Source organism: Rhodococcus rhodochrous, from assembly GCF_900187265.1.
GTDB lineage: Bacteria > Actinomycetota > Actinomycetes > Mycobacteriales > Mycobacteriaceae > Rhodococcus > Rhodococcus rhodochrous.
On record NZ_LT906450.1, the window covers coordinates 264540 to 282997 of the forward strand.

Here is an 18458-nt window from a genome sequence, read left to right on the forward strand (position 1 = left end):
CAACCTCTCGTACAGTTCCGACGTCGGTTGCATCTGCACCTGCTGCGTCTCGCCGAGCCACGCACCGGCGACGAGCGCGCCGAGGGTGATCGCGTACTTGTTGCGATGGTGACCGGTCGGGACATGTCGGCTATCTCGTCTATACAGTTCTGTTGGTCTCCTTCGAGCAGGACAAGGTGGTAGCGCCGAGTGATTACTGGTGACGTCAAGAGCAAGGTCGACGCGGTCTGGGACGCGTTCTGGACAGGTGGCATCTCGAACCCGCTCGAGGTGATGGAACAGATCACCTATCTGCTGTTCATCCGGCGTCTGGACGACGAGCAGACCCGCGCCCTCAACAAGGCCAACATGCTCGGACGTGACCCGGAAGGCAATCCGTTCCCGATCGGCACCGACGAGGACGGTCGCGACTACAACGACCTGCGCTGGTCGGTGTTCAAGAACATGCAGGCCGACGACATGTTCTACACGGTCGGTGAGCGTGTCTTTCCGTTCATCAAGAACATGCGTGGTGAGGAGTCGACGTACGCGCACTTCATGAAGGATGCGCGTCTCACGATCCCCAACGCCGCAATGCTGGTGCGCGTGGTGGACCGGCTCGACAAGGTGCCGATGGAGAACCGCGACACCAAGGGCGATATCTACGAGTACCTGCTCGCCAAGATCGCCAGCGCGGGCCAGAACGGCCAGTTCCGCACGCCGCGCCACATCATCCAGTTGATGGTGGAGATGACGCAGCCCAAGCCGGGGGACCGTATCGTCGATCCCGCCTCGGGCACGTGCGGCTTTCTCGTGGCTGCGTCGGAGTACATGCGTGAGAACCATGCGGACGAGATCAACTCGGGTGCGGGTCGCGAGCAGTTCCATCACGACATGTTCCATGGTTTCGACTTCGACAACACGATGTTGCGCATCGGTTCGATGAACATGCTGCTGCACGGTATCGAACAGCCCGACGTTCGTTACCGGGATTCGCTGGCTGAGGCCAATACCGATGATGCGGGCGCGTATTCGCTGATCCTCGCGAATCCGCCGTTTGCCGGGAACCTCGATTACGAGAGCACCGCGAAGGATCTGCAGCAGATCGTCAAGACGAAGAAGACGGAACTGTTGTTCATGGCGCTGTTCTTGCGCCTTCTGCAGCCGGGCGGTCGTGCGGCAGTGATCGTGCCCGATGGCGTTCTGTTCGGTTCGTCGAAGGCGCACAAGACGTTGCGGAAGATCCTCGTCGAGGATCACAAGCTCGACGCTGTGGTGAAGTTGCCGTCGGGTGTCTTCAAGCCGTACGCCGGTGTGTCGACGGCAATCCTGTTCTTCACGAAGACGGATTCGGGTGGCACCGACAACGTGTGGTTCTACGACGTGCAGTCCGACGGTTATTCGTTGGACGACAAGCGCACTCCGCTGCTCGACGAGAGCAAGCTTGGTGTTCTCGCGGGCGAGCTGTCCGGCGAAGACCACCCGAAGAACAACCTGCCGGACGTGTTGAAGCGCTGGTTCGATCGCAACGACGGCGAGCTGGAACGTCCGCGCACGGAACAGTCGTTCTGCGTGCCGAAGGAAGACATCGCGGCGCAGGACTACGACCTGTCGCTGAATCGCTACAAGGAAATCATCCACGAAGAAGTGGAACACCGTGCACCCGAAGAGATCCTGGACGAGCTGGACCGGCTCGAGAAGGAAATCGTCAACGGCATGGCGCAGCTGCGAGAGATGCTGACGGGCGGTGCGGAGTGAAGAGCGTGGTGCGCCTCGCGGACGTTTTGGTTGAGTTCGCTGAACGACCAAAACCCGGCGCAACGGTCGAAGTGCTGACGTTGACTGAGCGCAACGGATTCGTGCGACAGCGTGATCGCTTCAACAAGCGATTGGCCACGGAGGATACGAGTAAGTATAAGGTGGTTCGCCCGTCTGACATAGCCTTCAACCCATACCTCCTGTGGGCCGGCGCGATTGCACAGAATCAGTCTCCTGACCCCGGCATAATTTCGCCGCTCTATCCGACGTTCCGTGTGCGAGAAGGTTTCGACCCGAAGTTCATCTACCGTCTGTTGTTAACAGCAGAAATGATCCAGAGATTTGACGGGATTGCATTTGGTTCGGTGCCTCGGCGTAGGCGGACATCGGTGAAAGACTTTTTGGAGCTTGAAATCCCGACACCTCCGAAATTGGAGGAACAGCGCCGAATCGCTTCAATTCTCGACCACGCCGATACCCTCCGCGCCAAGCGCCGCGAAGCGATCGCCCGCCTCGACGAACTGACCCAGTCGATCTTCATCGACATGTTCGGTGGAGTCTTCGCGGAAGCCTCGACTGAATCTGTGAAGCTTCGTGATCTTGGCGTAGCGTTCACCAGCGGACTAAACGTGGTGGCCGGTGCGGGTGAGCAGCATATAACGAACAGGGTATTGAAGGTAAACGCGATTTCACGTGGGACTTTCAACTCGGACGAGTTGAAGCCGATGCCAGCGAGTTACCAACCGCCCGAGTCTCATCGGGTTCACGCGGGCGACCTCCTCGCAACGCGTGCCAGTGGAACCGTAGATCTCATCTGCATTGCAACAGAGGCAATCGATCCCCTGCCTGACACCTTCCTTCCTGACAAAATATGGAAAATCGATACGGGCAACCTTGGCAAGAACTTTGTTATCGAGCTCTTCAGGCACCCGTACTTCCGGCGCTTTGTAAGAAACTCGGCGAGTGGAGCGAGTGGAGTGCGGAATATTTCTCAGGCGAAGGTGCTTGCTTTCGAGATCGCTGCGCCCAAGCCGGAAGACGTCGTGCGGTTTGAACGTGTGGTCGCAGCAGTAAGGTCTCAGGCATCGTTGGCATCATCCCAGGCCCGCTCGTTCGAGGCGGTACTTTCGTCGCTTCAATCCCGTGCTTTCCGGGGGGAGTTGTGATCTGGACTGTAGTAACAACACCAGCGACTAGCGCCGTAGGTACGTTCACCGTCGTCACGGTCGACCACGGCTACTTCGAATAGCAAGGAAAACAATGGCTTTGAACCCGGCAGCCTCGGAAGAGAACTTCCGCAGGCTCGAACGAGACGAAGATGTGTTCACGGGGTCCATCGGTCTCGTCGCCGCCTACCTCGAATCCGCATTCTCTGATCCGGCCTCCGAAGAGGTCGAGCGGTGGACACTCAGTTGCTTGCCGTCCACGAACCGTGGCTCGCGACTGTTCACTCTCAACATCGGCCCGATGGATGTGCTGTTTGTCGAGCGGGCCGATGCTGTGGGCGACGATCTCACAGCAGGTTTCATGTCGCTGTACGTGTCTCGCTCGGCGCTCGAAGAGGAAGCCGGCGCGTCGATCGAGGCGCTGGCGCTATCCGCGACGGCGGTCGAGTTTGTACCGAGCCGACTCGCATCGGCCGACGGGGACGCGATCAGATTGGTTGCCGATCTCGCAGATGAAGCTGCTACCGATGAACTCGACGCGCTCATCGGCAATGGACTCCCGATCCGTCGGCTGGCCGAAAAGCTGGTGACGAAGGGAAGGGGTCCGTACGAGCAGTACCACAACCGGTGGTTCGCTGCTGCCGTGCTCGAGGAGATCGAACGTAACGCTGAAGCCGAGAAGAGATAAAGAAGCGGGCGCCCTTCGGGCGGCTGCGCCCACCGATCGGAGACCCTACGGGTCCCTGAGTCTTCGGCCCCTTCCCCAACGCTGCCCGGTCGCCATACCCCGATAGACCGTCTCGGCCAGCACTTCTGGCCCCACGTCGCAGAGGACGTGCGGCTTGTACTGGACCCGGTCGTTCGTGTCGACCCTCACGATCGGGTGCTCCACCACCAGCTGCGGAGACGAAGGATACTGGTGCCCAGTCGGTTTCGAACCCGGGGAATGTCACCCGAAATTCGCAGCGTCGAGCGCTGACGTCGGACTGTGGGAGACGAGCGACGAATGCGCCGATGTGCCTCGGTTACCGGAACGGCCCTCGTGCACATCGAGGCGCAAGAAACGACTCGAGCCCTCCGACCACGGTGGTCGAAGGGCGAAACAGTCAGAGCGTCGGAGAGGAACCTGGTGGCCAGGTGAAGGAGCGGCCGGAGACGGCCGATTGCTGGTGCACGCCTCTGATGGGCGTGTGGATAGAATCCACCCTACGGTGCATGACAGGTCCTGTTCTGTCGTGTGCCCAGACCCCGGAGTGGTGTTCCCGCACCTTCCGGGGTCGACCTGTATTCAGGCCGGTGGAGGGATGATCGCACGGGGCTATATCCAAGGTCAACTCGAACACGCGTTCGTCCCGAGGGTGTTATCAACTTTTATATGGTCAGTCCTTATAAAGACTGATAAATTCTGATACATGGACCCGGTGCTCAATCCGTTCAAGCCCGGCGCGGGTCTCCGTCCTCCGATTCTCGCAGGTAGAGACTCTCTTTTCGCCGACTTCGACGTGGTTCGGCGGAAGATCGCAGAGCTGGGCGAGGGAGATCGAAGCTGGATCGTCACGGGTCTCCGTGGTGTCGGCAAGACCGTGCTCCTTGGCGAGCTCCAGCGGATCGCTCTCAACGAGGGATGGATCGTTGCCAAGTTCGAGGTCCGACGTGAGCATTCTTTCGCCGAAGAGTTGGCTACCGCTCTGTTCAGCAGCTTGCGGACTGCGAGACGGCAGGATAGGGAGGGAAAGCTGCACAACGCGCTGCGTGTGTTCAAGTCGTTCACTCTGTCGATGAATCTGGGTGTATTCGCGTCCGAGGCGGAGCTCGAACCCGCTGCGGGCTATGCAGCCTCCGGGCGCCTCTCGACAGACCTGACCGACCTGCTCGTCGAACTCGGCGACGCAGCACGATCTATCGGCATCGGTGTCCTGATCCTCGTCGACGAGCTGCAGGAAGCCGAGAGTTCCGAGATGGCGGCATTGAGTACCGCCGTGCACCAGATCAACCAGACATCGCCGGTGCTGCCCGTCTTCTTGGTCGGTGCAGGCCTGCCGTCCCTGCCCTCCCAGTTGGCATCGGCGAACAGCTACGCCGAACGGCTCTACCAGTTCCGCACGCTGTCCGTCCTCGGGGACCAGGATGCACGAGCTGCCCTGGTTCAGCCCGTCATCGAACGGGACGTCTCCTGGGATGAAGACGCTCTCCGGATCGCGCTCGATGCCGCTACCGGCTACCCATACTTCCTGCAGGAAGTGGGAAAGGCTGTATGGAACAACGCGCGAGGACCGGTATTCACGGTTGAGGATGCCGAGTACGGTACCGACGACGCCAGACGTGAGGTGAATGCCGGCCTGTATCAATCACGTTGGGATCGAGCGACTCCCGCACAGAAGGAGTTGTTGCGTGCGCTGGCGCAGGAAGGGGGAGGCGAGGGAATCGCAGTTCGTCAGCTTGCCTCGGCAATGGGTAAATCGAGCGCATCAGCTCTGTCGGTGCCGCGGGACGAACTGATCAAGAAGGGCCTTGTCTACGCTCCGGAACGAGGAGTACTGGCTTTTACCGTCCCGGGATTTCACGACTTCATCCTTCGCCAAGATTGACCGTAGTACCTTCGAACTTCGGTACCTCGCCCGAGCGGTGGATGCATCGTACAATTCGTGTACCGCTATGCAGCTCGGCCAGAGGTTCATCTCGTCAGCCGATGTGCAGCTAGGGCAGGGAGCCATGCGAACCAGTGCGCAAGGTTGCACCGTCCAAGTTCATCTGTGGGACGGAAACCCGCAGAAGACATGCAACTTCTCCTCCGCCTCGGGCTATTGAAGCCGAGCCAGGTACTCCGATTTCCGCAGCCACGAAAAGGATTGACACACAAGGCAATTGTGGAGTCAGACGGAACATTGAGGTTCCAGAACACTCGCTACCACTCGCCAACCGGTGCTGCCAATGCTGCGGCTGGAACCTCTAACAACGGCTGGCTTGCATGGCGTCTTGCGGATGGACGAAACCTTGATGCTCTGCGTGCCAAGGCTCGTAAAGAGATGAAGCGGAAGTAGCAGGCACGCCGAACGGATGGTCAGGATCGACGCCGCACTTCGATCGGGAACTCCGCCAAGCAAACCTCTCCGGAGGTCAGCCGCAGATTTACGATCCCAGGCCGGCTGACGGTCAAGGACACTCGCCCCACCAGAGACCGCCTGACAATCGCGTCGTCCCAATCGGGAACCTCGGCGTCGAGAGTGCCATCGGCCTCAGTGTCACCTTCCTCGGAGTCGGCCTCGACGCGCAACTGGAGCAGGGTGTTCGCAGCAATGGAACCGAAATCCACCACGGCGATCCATGCGGTAACGATTGTGGCTGGAAGGTGATCCACGGCGAAGTATGAAGGGCTGGAGCCGTGAGTGAACAAGAGACCTTCGGCAACACGGGCGGCATCTGCCGTAAAGAACGCTCGGACTGCTAGACCGGAAGTAATGTCGTCGATGCTGACGGGCCGACCTTGGAACCGAAGGACCCCTCCTCCGCCGCCTGCCCCACCGGGCCACTGACCGTATCCGCCATCGAGATCGACCTCGACACCCTCTGGGAGCCTGGAAACTCCCACAATGGTCAGTACTCCGCCGTTGCCTCCACCACCCCCGGCGTACCCGCCCTCACCGCCGACCTTGAAGATCGCGTTGCGGAAATCCATGTGCGTGGAGCCGGATTCGTACAAGGTGGCCGAGAGCTGAAGTGCGGCCAGGAGACCTTCGGGCTCAGGCGGTCGGGGGGCCTGCCGGGCTGCTGTTTCGTGTTCACGCTTCAGGTTGTGTAGGTACTCGGCGGTGAACCTATCGAGATTGTTCTCATCGTCGATGACCGCATGATGCACCTTGCACATGATGATCAGGTTGTCGAACCCCTGACGTTCTTCATCGGTTTGACCCGCGTCGTACCGAGGTCCGCCGACGCTGTGAGCATTGATGTGACATACCTCGGAGACGACCGTCCCAGTAGTGGTCTCGACGATCTGAGTAGTGCATCCGGGAAACGCGCAGCGATTCATCGACAGGGCATAGAGCCTCTTGATCGCCGAGTCCCGTGGACGGGTGGTTCTGCTGGCCATCAGGATTCAGATCCTCTCCGTCGAGTTCAGTTCACCAGAGACCATGTGCCGCAACGCTTGCTGGTGAAGGCAACATCGCTGGGCTGGATCGTCACAACCGCAGGTCCGCTCTCGTTACCGTTCGCGAGAATCTCACCGAATTCACCGCTGGTGCCGCTCGAACGCTGCCAGTAGCAGCGTGAACCGCCGCTGTTCCGGTAGGTGCCGGGATTGATGTCGACGCCCACCAGGAAGATACCGTCGCCGTTGATGACGTTCTTTGCTGCCTCGCGCTCCTTCGGCAACAATTCCTGCTCGCGTCGTGAGAGATCGGCGCCCTTCTCGTCGAGGGTCTTCCGCCTACTGTCGAGTGCCGCGTTCGAGGCCTCCTTCGCTTCTGCGAAATCTCGTTCGCGTTGTGCGATCTCCTCATCGCGCTGATCGGCGTCCTGCTCGCGCTGGTCCAGCGCAGCCGAACGACTGTCGAGAGGATCGGAACCCACAACGAAGCCGATTCCACCGCCAACGAGTAGTGCAGCGACGAGAGCGAGAATGGCCGGCCAACGTCGGCGCTTCCGAGGACTTACCGTCGTCGTTGCGGCAAGGTCGGCAGAGGGAGGGATGTACTCGGACAAGACGATTTCCTGTCAACGTCGTTACTCCGCGGATACGTGGTGTTTCGTACGGAGTGCCCTCGCCTGTACGAGAGCCGGACAGATTGACACAACCCTCCGACAAGTTCGTGACGGCTCTCTACTTCCCGCGGGGAGCCGCCGGCGCGCGACCGTGAGGTGGCGAGATTCGCGTGTCGAAACGGGTGCTGGCGAGTCGACGTTCGGCCAGTCCCACCAAGTCGAGGATCTCCCGCGCAATGTATCCGGTGGTACCGCGCTCGACGCTCTTACGAGAGAGGATGCCGGCTTCGGCGAGTTCCTCCAGAGAACCCCGTGCCGCCGGAAACGAGACTTCAAGAATTCTCTCCACCGTTCTCGCCGTCAGAACCGGGGCTTCAGGGAGACGATCCAGAAGTCGCGAGGTCGCAGAACCTGCACGCGGTTCGGGACGCAATCCCCGACTGGCCCGGAATGCGGTCAACCGTTCGGACCATGCCGATTGAAGCTCTGCCACGTCGTCGGCCAACCTTCGCGCCTGCTCGGTCGCGATGTGGGCGGCTTCGATGAAAAGGCTCAACCACAGGGAGATACCCTCGATCGCCTCGGGCGCGATGGCTTCACCGAGGTATCGGTACGCGGTGAGACCGTCGACGTACCGTTCGCTGAGGGTGGCCAGCACCAAACTGATCGGGAGCACGGCGTCGGGTGAAAGTCCGCGCCGCGCGAGAACGGTGTGGATCAACGCGCGTCCGACCCGGCCGTTGCCGTCGGTGAACGGGTGGATCGTTTCGAACTGGGCGTGGATCAGACCCGCCTGCACCAACGGTCCGTGAAGCCCGCCGTTCAGGTACGCGACGAGATCCTCCATGAGGCCTGGCACCAGTTCGGGAGTCGGAGGAACGAACTCGGCATCCAGTGGATGCCAGTTCGAGCCGCCGATCCAGTTCTGGACTCGACGTAATCCGTGATGCCGTTCATCGGGTAGGAGTGCGGCGTGGAGCGATTCGATGTCGCCGACTGTCACTGCCTCTGTGGAGACGAGTTCGCTCGAGGCGCGGCGAAGGATCGTGATGTTGTTTGCGACGAGCCGTGCTTGTGCACTGAATCCGCGCACGTCTTCGCTCTGGGCCAATTCGGCCAATGCCACTTGCTGGGGTGACGGTGCGATTCCTTCGATCATCGAACTTGCGATCGCCTCGGACCGCAGGAGCAAACGAGACAGAGCTGCCAAGCCGGCCGCGCCCGACCCGGTGCTGAGACTGCGGATCTCTCGCTCTGTGACCGCGGCTCGTGCGGTTACTTCCGGGGGTAACACCACCGCGCGGGTGACGAGGAGGTCCGGCTGGTAGGTCTCGTAGGTACCGCCGCGGCGATCGCGCGCCACCAGGCCCGATGTGAGGTCGGGCTCCCAGTAGTGCCTTCGGACGTCGGCCATGACGGTGATATCCCTACATCGTGCCGTGAACCATCAAAGTTTGATGCATCAAAGTTTAACAGCGTGGGCGCGGGTTGAAGGTTGATGAGCGGCGAGGCTCCACAAGCATTGTCGGACCTGCGGTGTAGCGTCCTGCGGCTCGGCACCGATACAGGCACGATGGGTCGAACAGGAACGACCCGAGCGCGAGGAGGACCAGAGGGCATGGCGGGGAACTTCGACTTCCTTCAGGCCGAGTGGCCACAGCTGCACGCCGAGGCGAAGAAGGCCGAGCGCGACGCCCTGTTCGACCCTCGCACCACCTGTTTCTACGCACGCCGCACCGTCGAACTCGTCGTCAAGTGGCTGTACCGAGTCGAAGAGATCCAGGTCCCCTACAAGAGCGATCTCGCAGCTCGCCTGCACGACCCGGTCTTCAAGACGGTCGTTCCTCCGCAGGTGCTTCCGAAGATGAATCTGATCCGGGAGTACGGCAACAAGGCCGTTCACGAAGCTAAGCCGGTTTCGCAGGATGTCGGTCGCCGAGTACTCGCCGAGCTCTTCCACATCCTGTCGTGGCTCGCGCGCACCTATGCCACTCAGCCCAGCAGCAAACCGGCCCCGACCGCGCAGTTCGACCCGGCACGACTCCCCAAGCCCGGCGGTGGGGCAGTGGTGGCGAAGTCACTGGCGCAACTCAAGAAACTCGAAGACCAGCTCGCCGAGAAAGACCAGCAGCTCGAGGACGCCGAAGAGCAGCGTCGCCTGCTCATCGAACAGCTCGAAGGGCGCAACGCCGAGATCGAGGCGAAAGAACTCGTCACCAAGAACCTCGAAGAGCTCGTCGCGCAGCTTCAGCAGCAGGTTGCCGCAGCGCAGGCGGCGGCCCGTGCGGTACCCGACACCCACGACTACGACGAAGCGCAGACCCGCCGCGACATCATCGATCTGCTCTTGGCCGAGGCCGGATGGTCGGACGACAGGGTGGGCAAGGAAGTGCCCGTCACCGGCATGCCCGACGGCAAGAACGGATTCGTCGACTACGTGCTGTGGAGCGCGGACGGCCTGCCCCTGGCTGTCGTGGAAGCCAAGCGCACGTCGATGGACGCTGTCGCGGGGCAGCAGCAGGCCAGGCTGTATGCCGACAGGCTCGAAGCGCAGTACGGCCAGCGCCCGATCATCTACTACACCAACGGGTTCGAAACCTACATCTGGGACGACCTGCACTACGCCCCTCGTCCGATCGAGGGTTTTCACACGCGCGACGAGTTGGCGCTCGAGATGCAACGCCGTCGCACCCGTAAACCGCTCGCGTCCATCGAAATCCCCAAGCACATCGCCGGCCGCCCCTACCAGGAAGCGGCGTTACGGCAGGTGACCGAACACTTCGAGAACGACCGCGAGCGTGCGGCGCTGCTCGTCATGGCGACCGGCTCGGGCAAGACACGTACGGTCATCGCGCTCACCGACATGCTCATGCGCGCCAATTGGGTCAAGCGGGTGCTGTTCCTCGCCGACCGCGTTGCTCTCGTCAAGCAGGCCGTGAACGCTTTCAAAACCCACCTACCCGACTCGGCTCCCGTCAACCTGCTCACCGACAAGAACACCGAAGGTCGCGTCTACGTCGCGACCTATCCCACGATGATGGGCCTGATCAACGAAATGGAGGATGGCAAGCGGCGCTTCGGCCCAGGGCATTTCGACCTCGTCGTGATCGATGAGGCGCACCGCTCGGTGTACCAGAAGTACCGCCGCATCTTCGAGTACTTCGACTCGCTTCTTCTCGGACTCACTGCCACTCCCAAGGACGAGGTCGACTACAACACCTACAAGTTGTTCAACCTCGAAACCGGCGTTCCCACAGGAAACTACGAACTCGACGATGCCATCGCCGACGGCTATCTCGTCCCGCCGCGTGCCGTGACGGTACCGCTCGCGTTTCCTTTGAAGGGGATCAAGCGCAGTGAACTGTCCGAAGAAGAACGCCAGCGGTGGGAGTCCACCGACTGGGGTGACGACGCGGACGAGGACGAACTGCCGGACGCAGTAGCCGCCGAAGCGGTCAACAAGTGGCTGTTCAACACCGACACCGTCGACAAGGCACTCGAAGTGCTGATGACCCGCGGGCACAAAGTTTCTGGTGGAGACCGACTCGGGAAGACGATCATCTTCGCGAAGAACCAGAAGCACGCCCAGTTCATCGCCGACCGATTCGACCACAACTACCCGCAGTACAAAGGCAGCTTCGCGCGGGTCATCACCCACGTGGTCTCCCACGGCCAGGACCTGATCGACAAGTTCTCGCAGCCCGACCAAGAGCCCCACATCGCCATCTCGGTCGACATGCTCGACACCGGCATCGACGTCCCCGAAGTGGTGAACCTCGTCTTCTTCAAACCCGTCCGCTCGAAGTCGAAGTTCTGGCAGATGGTCGGCCGTGGCACACGTCTGCGCCCCGATCTCTACGGACCTGGCCAGGACAAGGAAGACTTCTTCATTTTCGACCTGTGCGGCAACTTCGAGTTCTTCGATCAGTACCCTGACGCTTCCGAAGGTGCCATGACGCGTCCTTTGTCGGCGCGGCTGTTCGAAGCACGAACGGAAATGCTCGTCGCACTCGAGAAGTCCGCGGGCTATCCGGCCCTGCGGACCGAGACGGCCGACCGGCTCCACCGCACGGTCCTCGGCATGAACACCGAGAATTTCTTGGTGCGGCCCCGGCGCCGCGAGGTCGAGAAGTACTCGGATCGCACCGCGTGGGATTCGCTGAACGAGCAGAAGGCGGCGGAGATCGTCGAATCGCTGGCCGATCTGCCTACTGCAGTCCGTGACAGCGACGAGATGGCCAAGCGGTTCGACCTCGTCATCCTGCGAGGACAACTTTCGGTGCTCTACGGCGATGGTGCTCTGCCGAAGTACGAGACACCCGTCCGGGAGATCGCCGACGGACTGCTCGAGCAGTTGTCCATCCCCAAGGTGGCCGCCAAGGAGACGCTGCTCCGCGAAGTGGCTTCCGACGAATGGTGGGAGGACATCACCCCGCCGATGCTCGAACACGCCCGCAAAGAACTGCGGTCGCTCGTCGGTCTCTTGGAGAAGAAGAAGCGCACGATCGTCTACACGGACTTCCAGGACACCCTCGGTGAGGTTGTGGAACGCGATATGCCCGAGTTGCGATCCGGGACCGATACCGATCGTTTCAACGCCAAGGTGCGCGACTACCTCCGCTACCAGCCCGACAATCTGGCGTTGCAGAAACTGCGATCGGGTAAGGCCCTCACCGAAGCGGATCTGGCGTCCCTCGAGGAACTGCTCGTCCGCAGCGGTGCGGGGGAGAAGGAGGACCTCGAGCGTGCCGTGGAGAACGCGAAGGGCCTCGGTCGCTTCGTGCGGTCGCTGGTGGGGCTCGACAAGCAGGCCGTGCAACAGGCCTTCGCCGATTTCCTGGAAGGCCGGACGGCCACGGCCAGCCAGATCGATTTCGTCAACCTGATCGTCGCGCACCTTACGAAGCACGGTGCGATGGATCCGGGTCTGCTGTACGAGCCGCCGTTCACCGACTACGCGCCGCAGGGACCGGACCAGGTCTTCGAACCCGAACAGGCGCTGCGTCTCGTCCAGACCATCCGCGCGGTCAACGATTCTGCGGACGTGCGGACCGCATAAAGCCTTTGGTGGCCGACGAATGAGAGGGCGGCAGTACGTGGTTGCAGTATCGAAAGGGTCGAAGACCGATCTCACCGATGTCCGGTACGAGATCGAACTGGACGTCGCCACACACGGCGTGGTCGACGCGATGGTGGTCCTGCTCGCCGACAACGGGAGAGTGCGCAACGACGACGATTTCGTCTTCTTCAACAATCCGAAAGCGCCGGGCGTCCACCTCACCTCCGACGTATCTGTCACCGTCGACCTGTCGGAGGTGCCGGCGAATGTGCAGCGGGTTCTCGTCGCCGCAAGTACCGAAGCGCAAGGACGAAGCTTCGGGGACGTTCCGGGTGTGAGGGCGCGGGTGCGCGGAGCGAGCCAGCTGCTCGAGTTCGTCCCTCCAGGACTGGCCACCGAGACAGTTCTGCAAGTCGTCGCGCTCTACAGGCGGGGCGACGGATGGCGCCTCGATGCAGTCGGCCAGGGCTATCAGGAAGGACTCGCGGCGTTCGCGACCGACCACGGGATCGTCGTCGACGATTCGGGCGACGATTCGGACGTGGCCGCTCCCACCCCGGCGCCGGCACCGAAGGCTGCACCCGCGACGAGTCCGATCTCGTTCGAGAAGGTGCAGCTTTCACTCACCAAGGATTCGCCCACACAGACCGCCCGGATCGATCTGCGTAAATCTCAGGGCGATCCGAACTGGGTTCTCACCGTGGGGCTCGAATGGGACGGCCGTGGTGCGACATACGACCGGAACGGCAAGGTGAAGAAGTACGGTACCGGCGACCTCGACGTCTACTTCTACTGTCGCAACGAGGACACGAACGAGTACGTCGTCATCAGCGGGGACCCTGGGCATCGTGGCAGCCTCGACACGTGGCCGCACATCCACCACTACGGCGACAGCCAAGGTCCGGGCCGAGGGAAGAAACCTGCCGTCGAACAGGTTCGAGTGCTGCCGAACGAAAACGGTGACCTTCTCGTCAACATCTATCAGAGTGTCGACAACGGAGCCGGCGCCATCGACAAGTTCGGTAAGCCGCGTGTGGCGATCCGTTACGGCCGTGCCGGCCGGGACGGTCTGCCCGGCCCGGATGCGGACGAAATCCTGGTGTACGTCGGCAACGGAAAGAACTCCTACTGGGCGACGGTCGCACACATCGATGTGCAGGACGGCGTTCTGACCGTGGACGGTGAGACCCGATACAGCAGATTCGGAAGCGAACGCATGCCGGGACTGGATTCGTCGAGCACGTGGGTGCGCACACCGAAGGGCGGACCGACCGGGCGCAGCAAGAAGCGGAACAACGGTCTCGGCTTGGACCGCTACAGCGGCATGTGCCCGAAATAGCGGATCCATCGACGCCGTGACTCCGGCGGAAGATCGAATTCGGGAGCGAGCATTCGTTCGTCGCACGTCCCTCCTAACGGCCTCGGTCCGCACGATCTCAGGGAAGAATGTCACTCGTGTGTGCCCAGGTGCCTGAGACAGGAGTGCGCGGGGATGACGGCGACAGCTGATTCGGGAGCGACATGGTCGTCGGAACGGTTGTTCGCGGGCCCCGGGGACGCCCGGGAGCGGTTCCGCACCACCGACTGGTCGGCCACCCCGCTGGGGCCGGTCGAATCGTGGCCCGCGGAGCTGCGTATGGCGGTGCGCACGGTGATCCCGTCCGAGGTACCGATGCTGTTGTGGTGGGGACCCCAGCTGGTGCAGATCTTCAACGACGCGATGACGCCGATGCTCGGCGACAAATATCCCGCGGCGGTCGCGCAACCGGCTCCCGAGTGCTGGCACGAAGTGTGGGACGAAGTCGGTTCCCGCGTCGAACGCGCGATGGACGGCACCGCGACCTTCGCCGAGAACGAACTGCTGTTCATGCAGCGGCACGGCTATGTGGAGGAAACTTACTGGACCTTCTCCTACAGTCCGATCCGCGACGAGTCCGGCGGTGTGGCCGGAGTGTTCGTGGCCACCACGGACATCACCGCCCGGGTGCTCGGCGAGCGGCGGTTGGAGGCCCTGAGCCGTCTGGGCACGGTCGTGATCGTCGACTCCGGTGCGTCGGTGGTCGACACGTGCCGCAGTGCCGTGGAGGCATTCGTGCCGAGCCGCCGGGACGTTCCGGTCGCGGCGATCTACCTCGACAGCCGGATACTCGACGACGCGCCCGAGTCCACCCGCTGGACCCGCATCGCCTCGGTGGGCACACGACCCGGCGTCTCCTTCACGCTCGGCCCGGACGAGGATTCGGCGTTGTCGGAGGCGGCGGCCGCATCGGCACCGATCGTCGTGTCGGGGATCGCCGAGGCGTGCCCGGATCTGCTCGATCCTCGGCGAGCGCTCCGTGATCATCCGATCGACAGTGTGCTGCTCTCACCCCTGAGGATCTCCGGCCGCGACAGCCCGCTCGGAATTCTCGCGGTGGGTCTGAGTCCGTACCGGGTCTTCGACACGGCCTACGCCACCTTCCTCGAGCTCGTGACCACCAAGATCTCGGGTCTGCTGAGCGACGCCTCGGCCATGGATGCCGAACGCCGGCGAGCCGACGCGCTCGCGGCGCTGGATGCAGCCAAGACCCGTTTCCTCGAAACCGTCAGTCACGAATTCCGCACGCCGTTGACCCTGCTCCTCGGGCCCCTGCACAGCGTGCTCGACGGCGAGCCGGCCGTGACCGAGGAACAGAGGCAGTCGCTCGAGACCGCCCGGCGCGCCGCGATCCGGCTGCGGCGCCTCGTCGATTCACTGCTCGAAGTGACACGAGGGGAGGCCTATCCGACGCGGGCAGCCGTGCAACCGGCCGATCCGGCGGCTCTCACGTCGGAATGCGTCGATCTGTTCACCGAAGCGGCACGCAGAGCCGGGCTCTCCTTGAACAGCCGGATCGCCGACGCGACGGCCGAGCACATGCAGCTCGATCCTCAGATGTGGTCGCACATCGTGCTCAACCTGCTCTCGAACGCCGTCAAGTACACGCACACCGGATCGATCGATGTCGATCTGGACGTCGACGAGGACGACCGGCTGGTCCTGAGAGTCACCGATACCGGCGTGGGCATACCGGAAGCCGAACTCGACCATGTCTTCGAGCGATTCCACCGGGTGGAGAGTGCCGGTGGACGTAGCCGGGAAGGGATCGGATTGGGTTTGTCCCTCGTCTCGGACTGGGTCCGTGCCCTCGGCGGAAGGATGGCTGTCACCAGCGAAGTGGGACGCGGCAGTACCTTCACCGTGAGTGTTCCCCGCGTCCTCACGCCCGCCTCGAAGGGCGCGGCGGACAGGGTGCCGGTGGATCTGAGCGCGCTGTACCTCGGTGAGGCCGACCGCTGGGAGCCGGCACCCGGACGTTCTCGCGAGGCGGTGACCGAGTCCGCCTCACCGGAAGGGAAGGCCCCGGACCGGCCGCGGATCCTGGTGATCGAGGACAACCGCGACATGCGGGACTATCTGGTGCGGTTGCTGCGGCACGAGAACTGGGATGTCGACGCGGTGGGGGACGGCGATACCGCGCTGGATCGCATCCGGTCGCAGCCCCCGCACCTCGTCCTGAGCGACATCATGCTTCCCGGCCGGGACGGCGTGGCGCTGCTCGAGGAGATCCGCAAGGATCCCGCGACGTCCCGGCTGCCGGTGATCCTGCTGACCGCTCGAGCCGGTGCGGAGGCCGCGATCGGTGGCCTGCGCACCGGCGCCGACGACTACATCACCAAACCCTTCCACCCCGACGAGCTGGTCGCCCGTGTGCGCGTGAACCTCGAACTGTCCTGGCTGCGAGAGCAGTTGCTCGTCACGAGCGAGCGCGAATCCGACCAGTTGAGAGAAGCTCTGGAGACGCGCTCGACCCTCAGCAAGGCCGTGGGGTTGATGATGGCCACCTTCCGATGCGACGCCGAGACCGCCTTCGACAAGCTCGTCGGATTCTCCCAGCATCGCAATGTCAAGGTGCGTGAGATCGCCGAGCAGATCGTGGGCGACTACACCGCCTCGATCGCCGATTCCTCGGCGTGAGCGTTCAGGCCTGGGCGTACAGCTTGTCGATCTCCTCCGCGTACTTCGCGTCGATGGGCTTGCGCTTGAGCTTCATGGTCGGGGTCAGCTCGTCGCCGGAGGGTTCCCAGATCGTCGGCAGCACCGTGTACTTCTTGATCTGCTCGACCCGCGACAACTTGCTGTTCGCCTCCTCGACCGATTTCGCGATCGACTCGAGGACCACCGGATGCCGGGAGAGCTCCTCGTGGGTGCCGCTGAGACCGTGTTGTTCGGCGAAAACGGCCAGGGCATCGGGATCGAGCGCGAGCAGCGCGACGTTGTAGGGTCGGTCGTTGCCGATGGCGACGGCGCCACCGAGCATCGGGCAAGCGGCACGCAGGGCGCCTTCGATATTGGCGGGTGACATGTTCTTCCCCGCCGCGTTGACGATGATCTCCTTCTTCCGGTCGATCAACCGCACGTATCCGTCCGCGTCGATCTCACCGATGTCGCCGGTGTGCAACCAGCCGTCGGAATCGATTGCATCCGAAGTCTTCTCGGGGTCGTTGCGGTAGCCCTTCATCAACAGCGGACCCGAGACGAGCAGTTCGCCGTCCTCGGCGATCCTGAGCTGCGCACACGGCACGGCCTGCCCGACGGTGCCGATGCGGATGGCGCCCGGCCGGTTCATCGTGACCACGCACGAGGTCTCCGACATGCCCCACACCTCGGAGCACGGAATGCCCAGGGCGAGAACGAACTCGAGGACCTCCGGCGAGATCGCGGCGGCACCGGTGACAGCGGCCCGGACCTGATCGAGGCCGAGCTTGCCGCGGATCGCGGACAGCACCAGCCTGTCGGCCACCGCGTGCTGCACCTCGAGGGTGCGGGGGACCGGTTTGCCGTCGGACTGCAGCCGGGCACGCTTGCGTCCGACGTCGATCGCCCACAACGCGAGTTTCTTCTTGATCGGGCTCGATTCCTCGGCGAGGGTCTTGTCAATCGCGGCCTTGAGCTTGTACCAGACCTGGGGGACGGCGCCGAAGAGCGTCGGCCGCAGGCTCGGCAGCACGGTGATGGCCTGCTTGAGGTCGTCGAGCGTGGTGATCTGCATGCCGCTGTACAGGCTCGAGTAGTGCGAGCCCCAGCGGTTGGCGATGTGCGCGTCGGGCAGATACGACAGAATCCGGTCGTCCGGGCCGGTGGGCAGATACGAGCTCGTCGCCTCGAGTTCGGCGAGCAGGTTGGCGTGGGTGAGTTCGACACCCTTCGGCGGCCCGGTGGTGCCGGAGGTGTAGATGAGGGTCAGCAGGTCGGGCGGTTGCACGGCCTTCCACGAGGCCTCGAAGTCGAAGGACGGATCGGCGGCGGCCTCGAGGTCGTCGAGGGAGATGGTGCCTTCCGGTTTGCCGTCGATGCACACCAGGTGCTCGACCTTCGTGTCGCCGAGCGCCTGCCGCAGAACGGGGACGAACTGTTCCTCGGCGATCATCACGCGGTTGCCGGCGTTGCCGAGCACGTACGAGATCTGTTCGGCGGTCAACGAGTTGTAGATCGAGAACGGCACCGCGCCGAGGTGGATCGCGGCGGTGTCGAGAAGGTGGAATTCGGGCCGGTTGGTGAGCATGAGACCGACGGTGTCCCCGCGGCTCACGCCGAGGCCGGCCAGCCCGGCGGCGAGGCGTTCGACGCGCTGCGCGTACTGACGCCAGGTGTAGGAGACGGAGTCGTCGGGGGTGCGCAGCGCGACCTTGTCGGGGTACGCCGCGGCGGTGGTCTGGAAGGCTTCGCAGAGGGTCGACGGTGAGGCGGCACGAGGGGTCATCACTGGCTC

At 62.8% G+C, this 18458-nt stretch carries 12 protein-coding genes; 8 read left to right on the forward strand and 4 right to left on the reverse strand.

What is annotated here, in order from left to right; all coding sequences use genetic code 11:
• Positions 1-189: 189 nt before the first annotated feature.
• The 5 genes from CKW34_RS01240 (at position 190) to CKW34_RS24880 (ending at position 5944) form a co-directional block, all read left to right on the forward strand.
• The gene (locus CKW34_RS01240) at positions 190-1737 is read left to right on the forward strand and encodes a type I restriction-modification system subunit M (RefSeq protein ID WP_059382158.1); all 1548 of its coding nucleotides are present in this window, start codon (positions 190-192) and stop codon (positions 1735-1737) included.
• Positions 1734-2903, forward strand: coding sequence for a restriction endonuclease subunit S (locus CKW34_RS01245; protein WP_155418942.1), 1170 nt, complete (start codon positions 1734-1736; stop codon positions 2901-2903). The genes CKW34_RS01240 and CKW34_RS01245 overlap by 4 nt, the downstream gene beginning before the upstream one ends.
• 94 nt (positions 2904-2997) lie before the next feature.
• On the forward strand, positions 2998-3591 hold the full coding sequence (locus CKW34_RS01250; protein ID WP_059382160.1) for a hypothetical protein: 594 nt from the start codon (positions 2998-3000) through the stop codon (positions 3589-3591).
• Between the two features lie 724 nt (positions 3592-4315).
• On the forward strand, positions 4316-5491 hold the full coding sequence (locus tag CKW34_RS01255; protein ID WP_059382161.1) for an ATP-binding protein: 1176 nt from the start codon (positions 4316-4318) through the stop codon (positions 5489-5491).
• Positions 5492-5656: 165 nt separating this feature from the next.
• Positions 5657-5944 carry a DUF4357 domain-containing protein gene (locus CKW34_RS24880; RefSeq protein ID WP_370670848.1) on the forward strand — a complete coding sequence of 96 codons (288 nt, stop codon included), beginning with the start codon at positions 5657-5659 and terminating at the stop codon, positions 5942-5944.
• 20 nt (positions 5945-5964) lie between these two features.
• Here CKW34_RS24880 and CKW34_RS01265 read toward each other — a convergent pair whose 3' ends face one another.
• The 3 genes from CKW34_RS01265 to CKW34_RS01275 all read right to left on the reverse strand — a co-directional run bounded on the left by CKW34_RS01265 (position 5965) and on the right by CKW34_RS01275 (position 9021).
• Positions 5965-6993 (reverse strand): HNH endonuclease, encoded by a 1029-nt coding sequence (locus CKW34_RS01265; RefSeq protein WP_059382162.1) that lies wholly within the window; start codon positions 6991-6993, stop codon positions 5965-5967.
• 26 nt (positions 6994-7019) lie between these two features.
• Positions 7020-7607 carry a hypothetical protein gene (locus CKW34_RS01270; protein WP_155418943.1) on the reverse strand — a complete coding sequence of 196 codons (588 nt, stop codon included), beginning with the start codon at positions 7605-7607 and terminating at the stop codon, positions 7020-7022.
• Positions 7608-7725: 118 nt separating this feature from the next.
• Positions 7726-9021, reverse strand: coding sequence for a Fic family protein (locus CKW34_RS01275; RefSeq protein ID WP_059382164.1), 1296 nt, complete (start codon positions 9019-9021; stop codon positions 7726-7728).
• Positions 9022-9225: 204 nt separating this feature from the next.
• On the opposite strand from CKW34_RS01275, the gene CKW34_RS01280 reads away from it, so the two are divergent.
• From CKW34_RS01280 to CKW34_RS01290, 3 genes are all read left to right on the forward strand, one after another.
• Positions 9226-12666, forward strand: coding sequence for a DEAD/DEAH box helicase family protein (locus tag CKW34_RS01280; RefSeq protein ID WP_059382165.1), 3441 nt, complete (start codon positions 9226-9228; stop codon positions 12664-12666).
• A gap of 37 nt (positions 12667-12703) precedes the next feature.
• Complete coding sequence (locus CKW34_RS01285) at positions 12704-14005, forward strand: TerD family protein (protein ID WP_095091999.1); 1302 nt, start codon at positions 12704-12706, stop codon at positions 14003-14005.
• A 153-nt stretch (positions 14006-14158) separates the two neighbouring features.
• Entirely contained in the window at positions 14159-16663 is a 2505-nt protein-coding gene (locus tag CKW34_RS01290) for a response regulator (protein ID WP_059382167.1), read from the forward strand.
• Positions 16664-16667: 4 nt separating this feature from the next.
• Here CKW34_RS01290 and CKW34_RS01295 read toward each other — a convergent pair whose 3' ends face one another.
• Complete coding sequence (locus tag CKW34_RS01295; protein ID WP_059382168.1) at positions 16668-18449, reverse strand: AMP-dependent synthetase/ligase; 1782 nt, start codon at positions 18447-18449, stop codon at positions 16668-16670.
• Between the last annotated feature and the right edge of the window lie 9 nt (positions 18450-18458).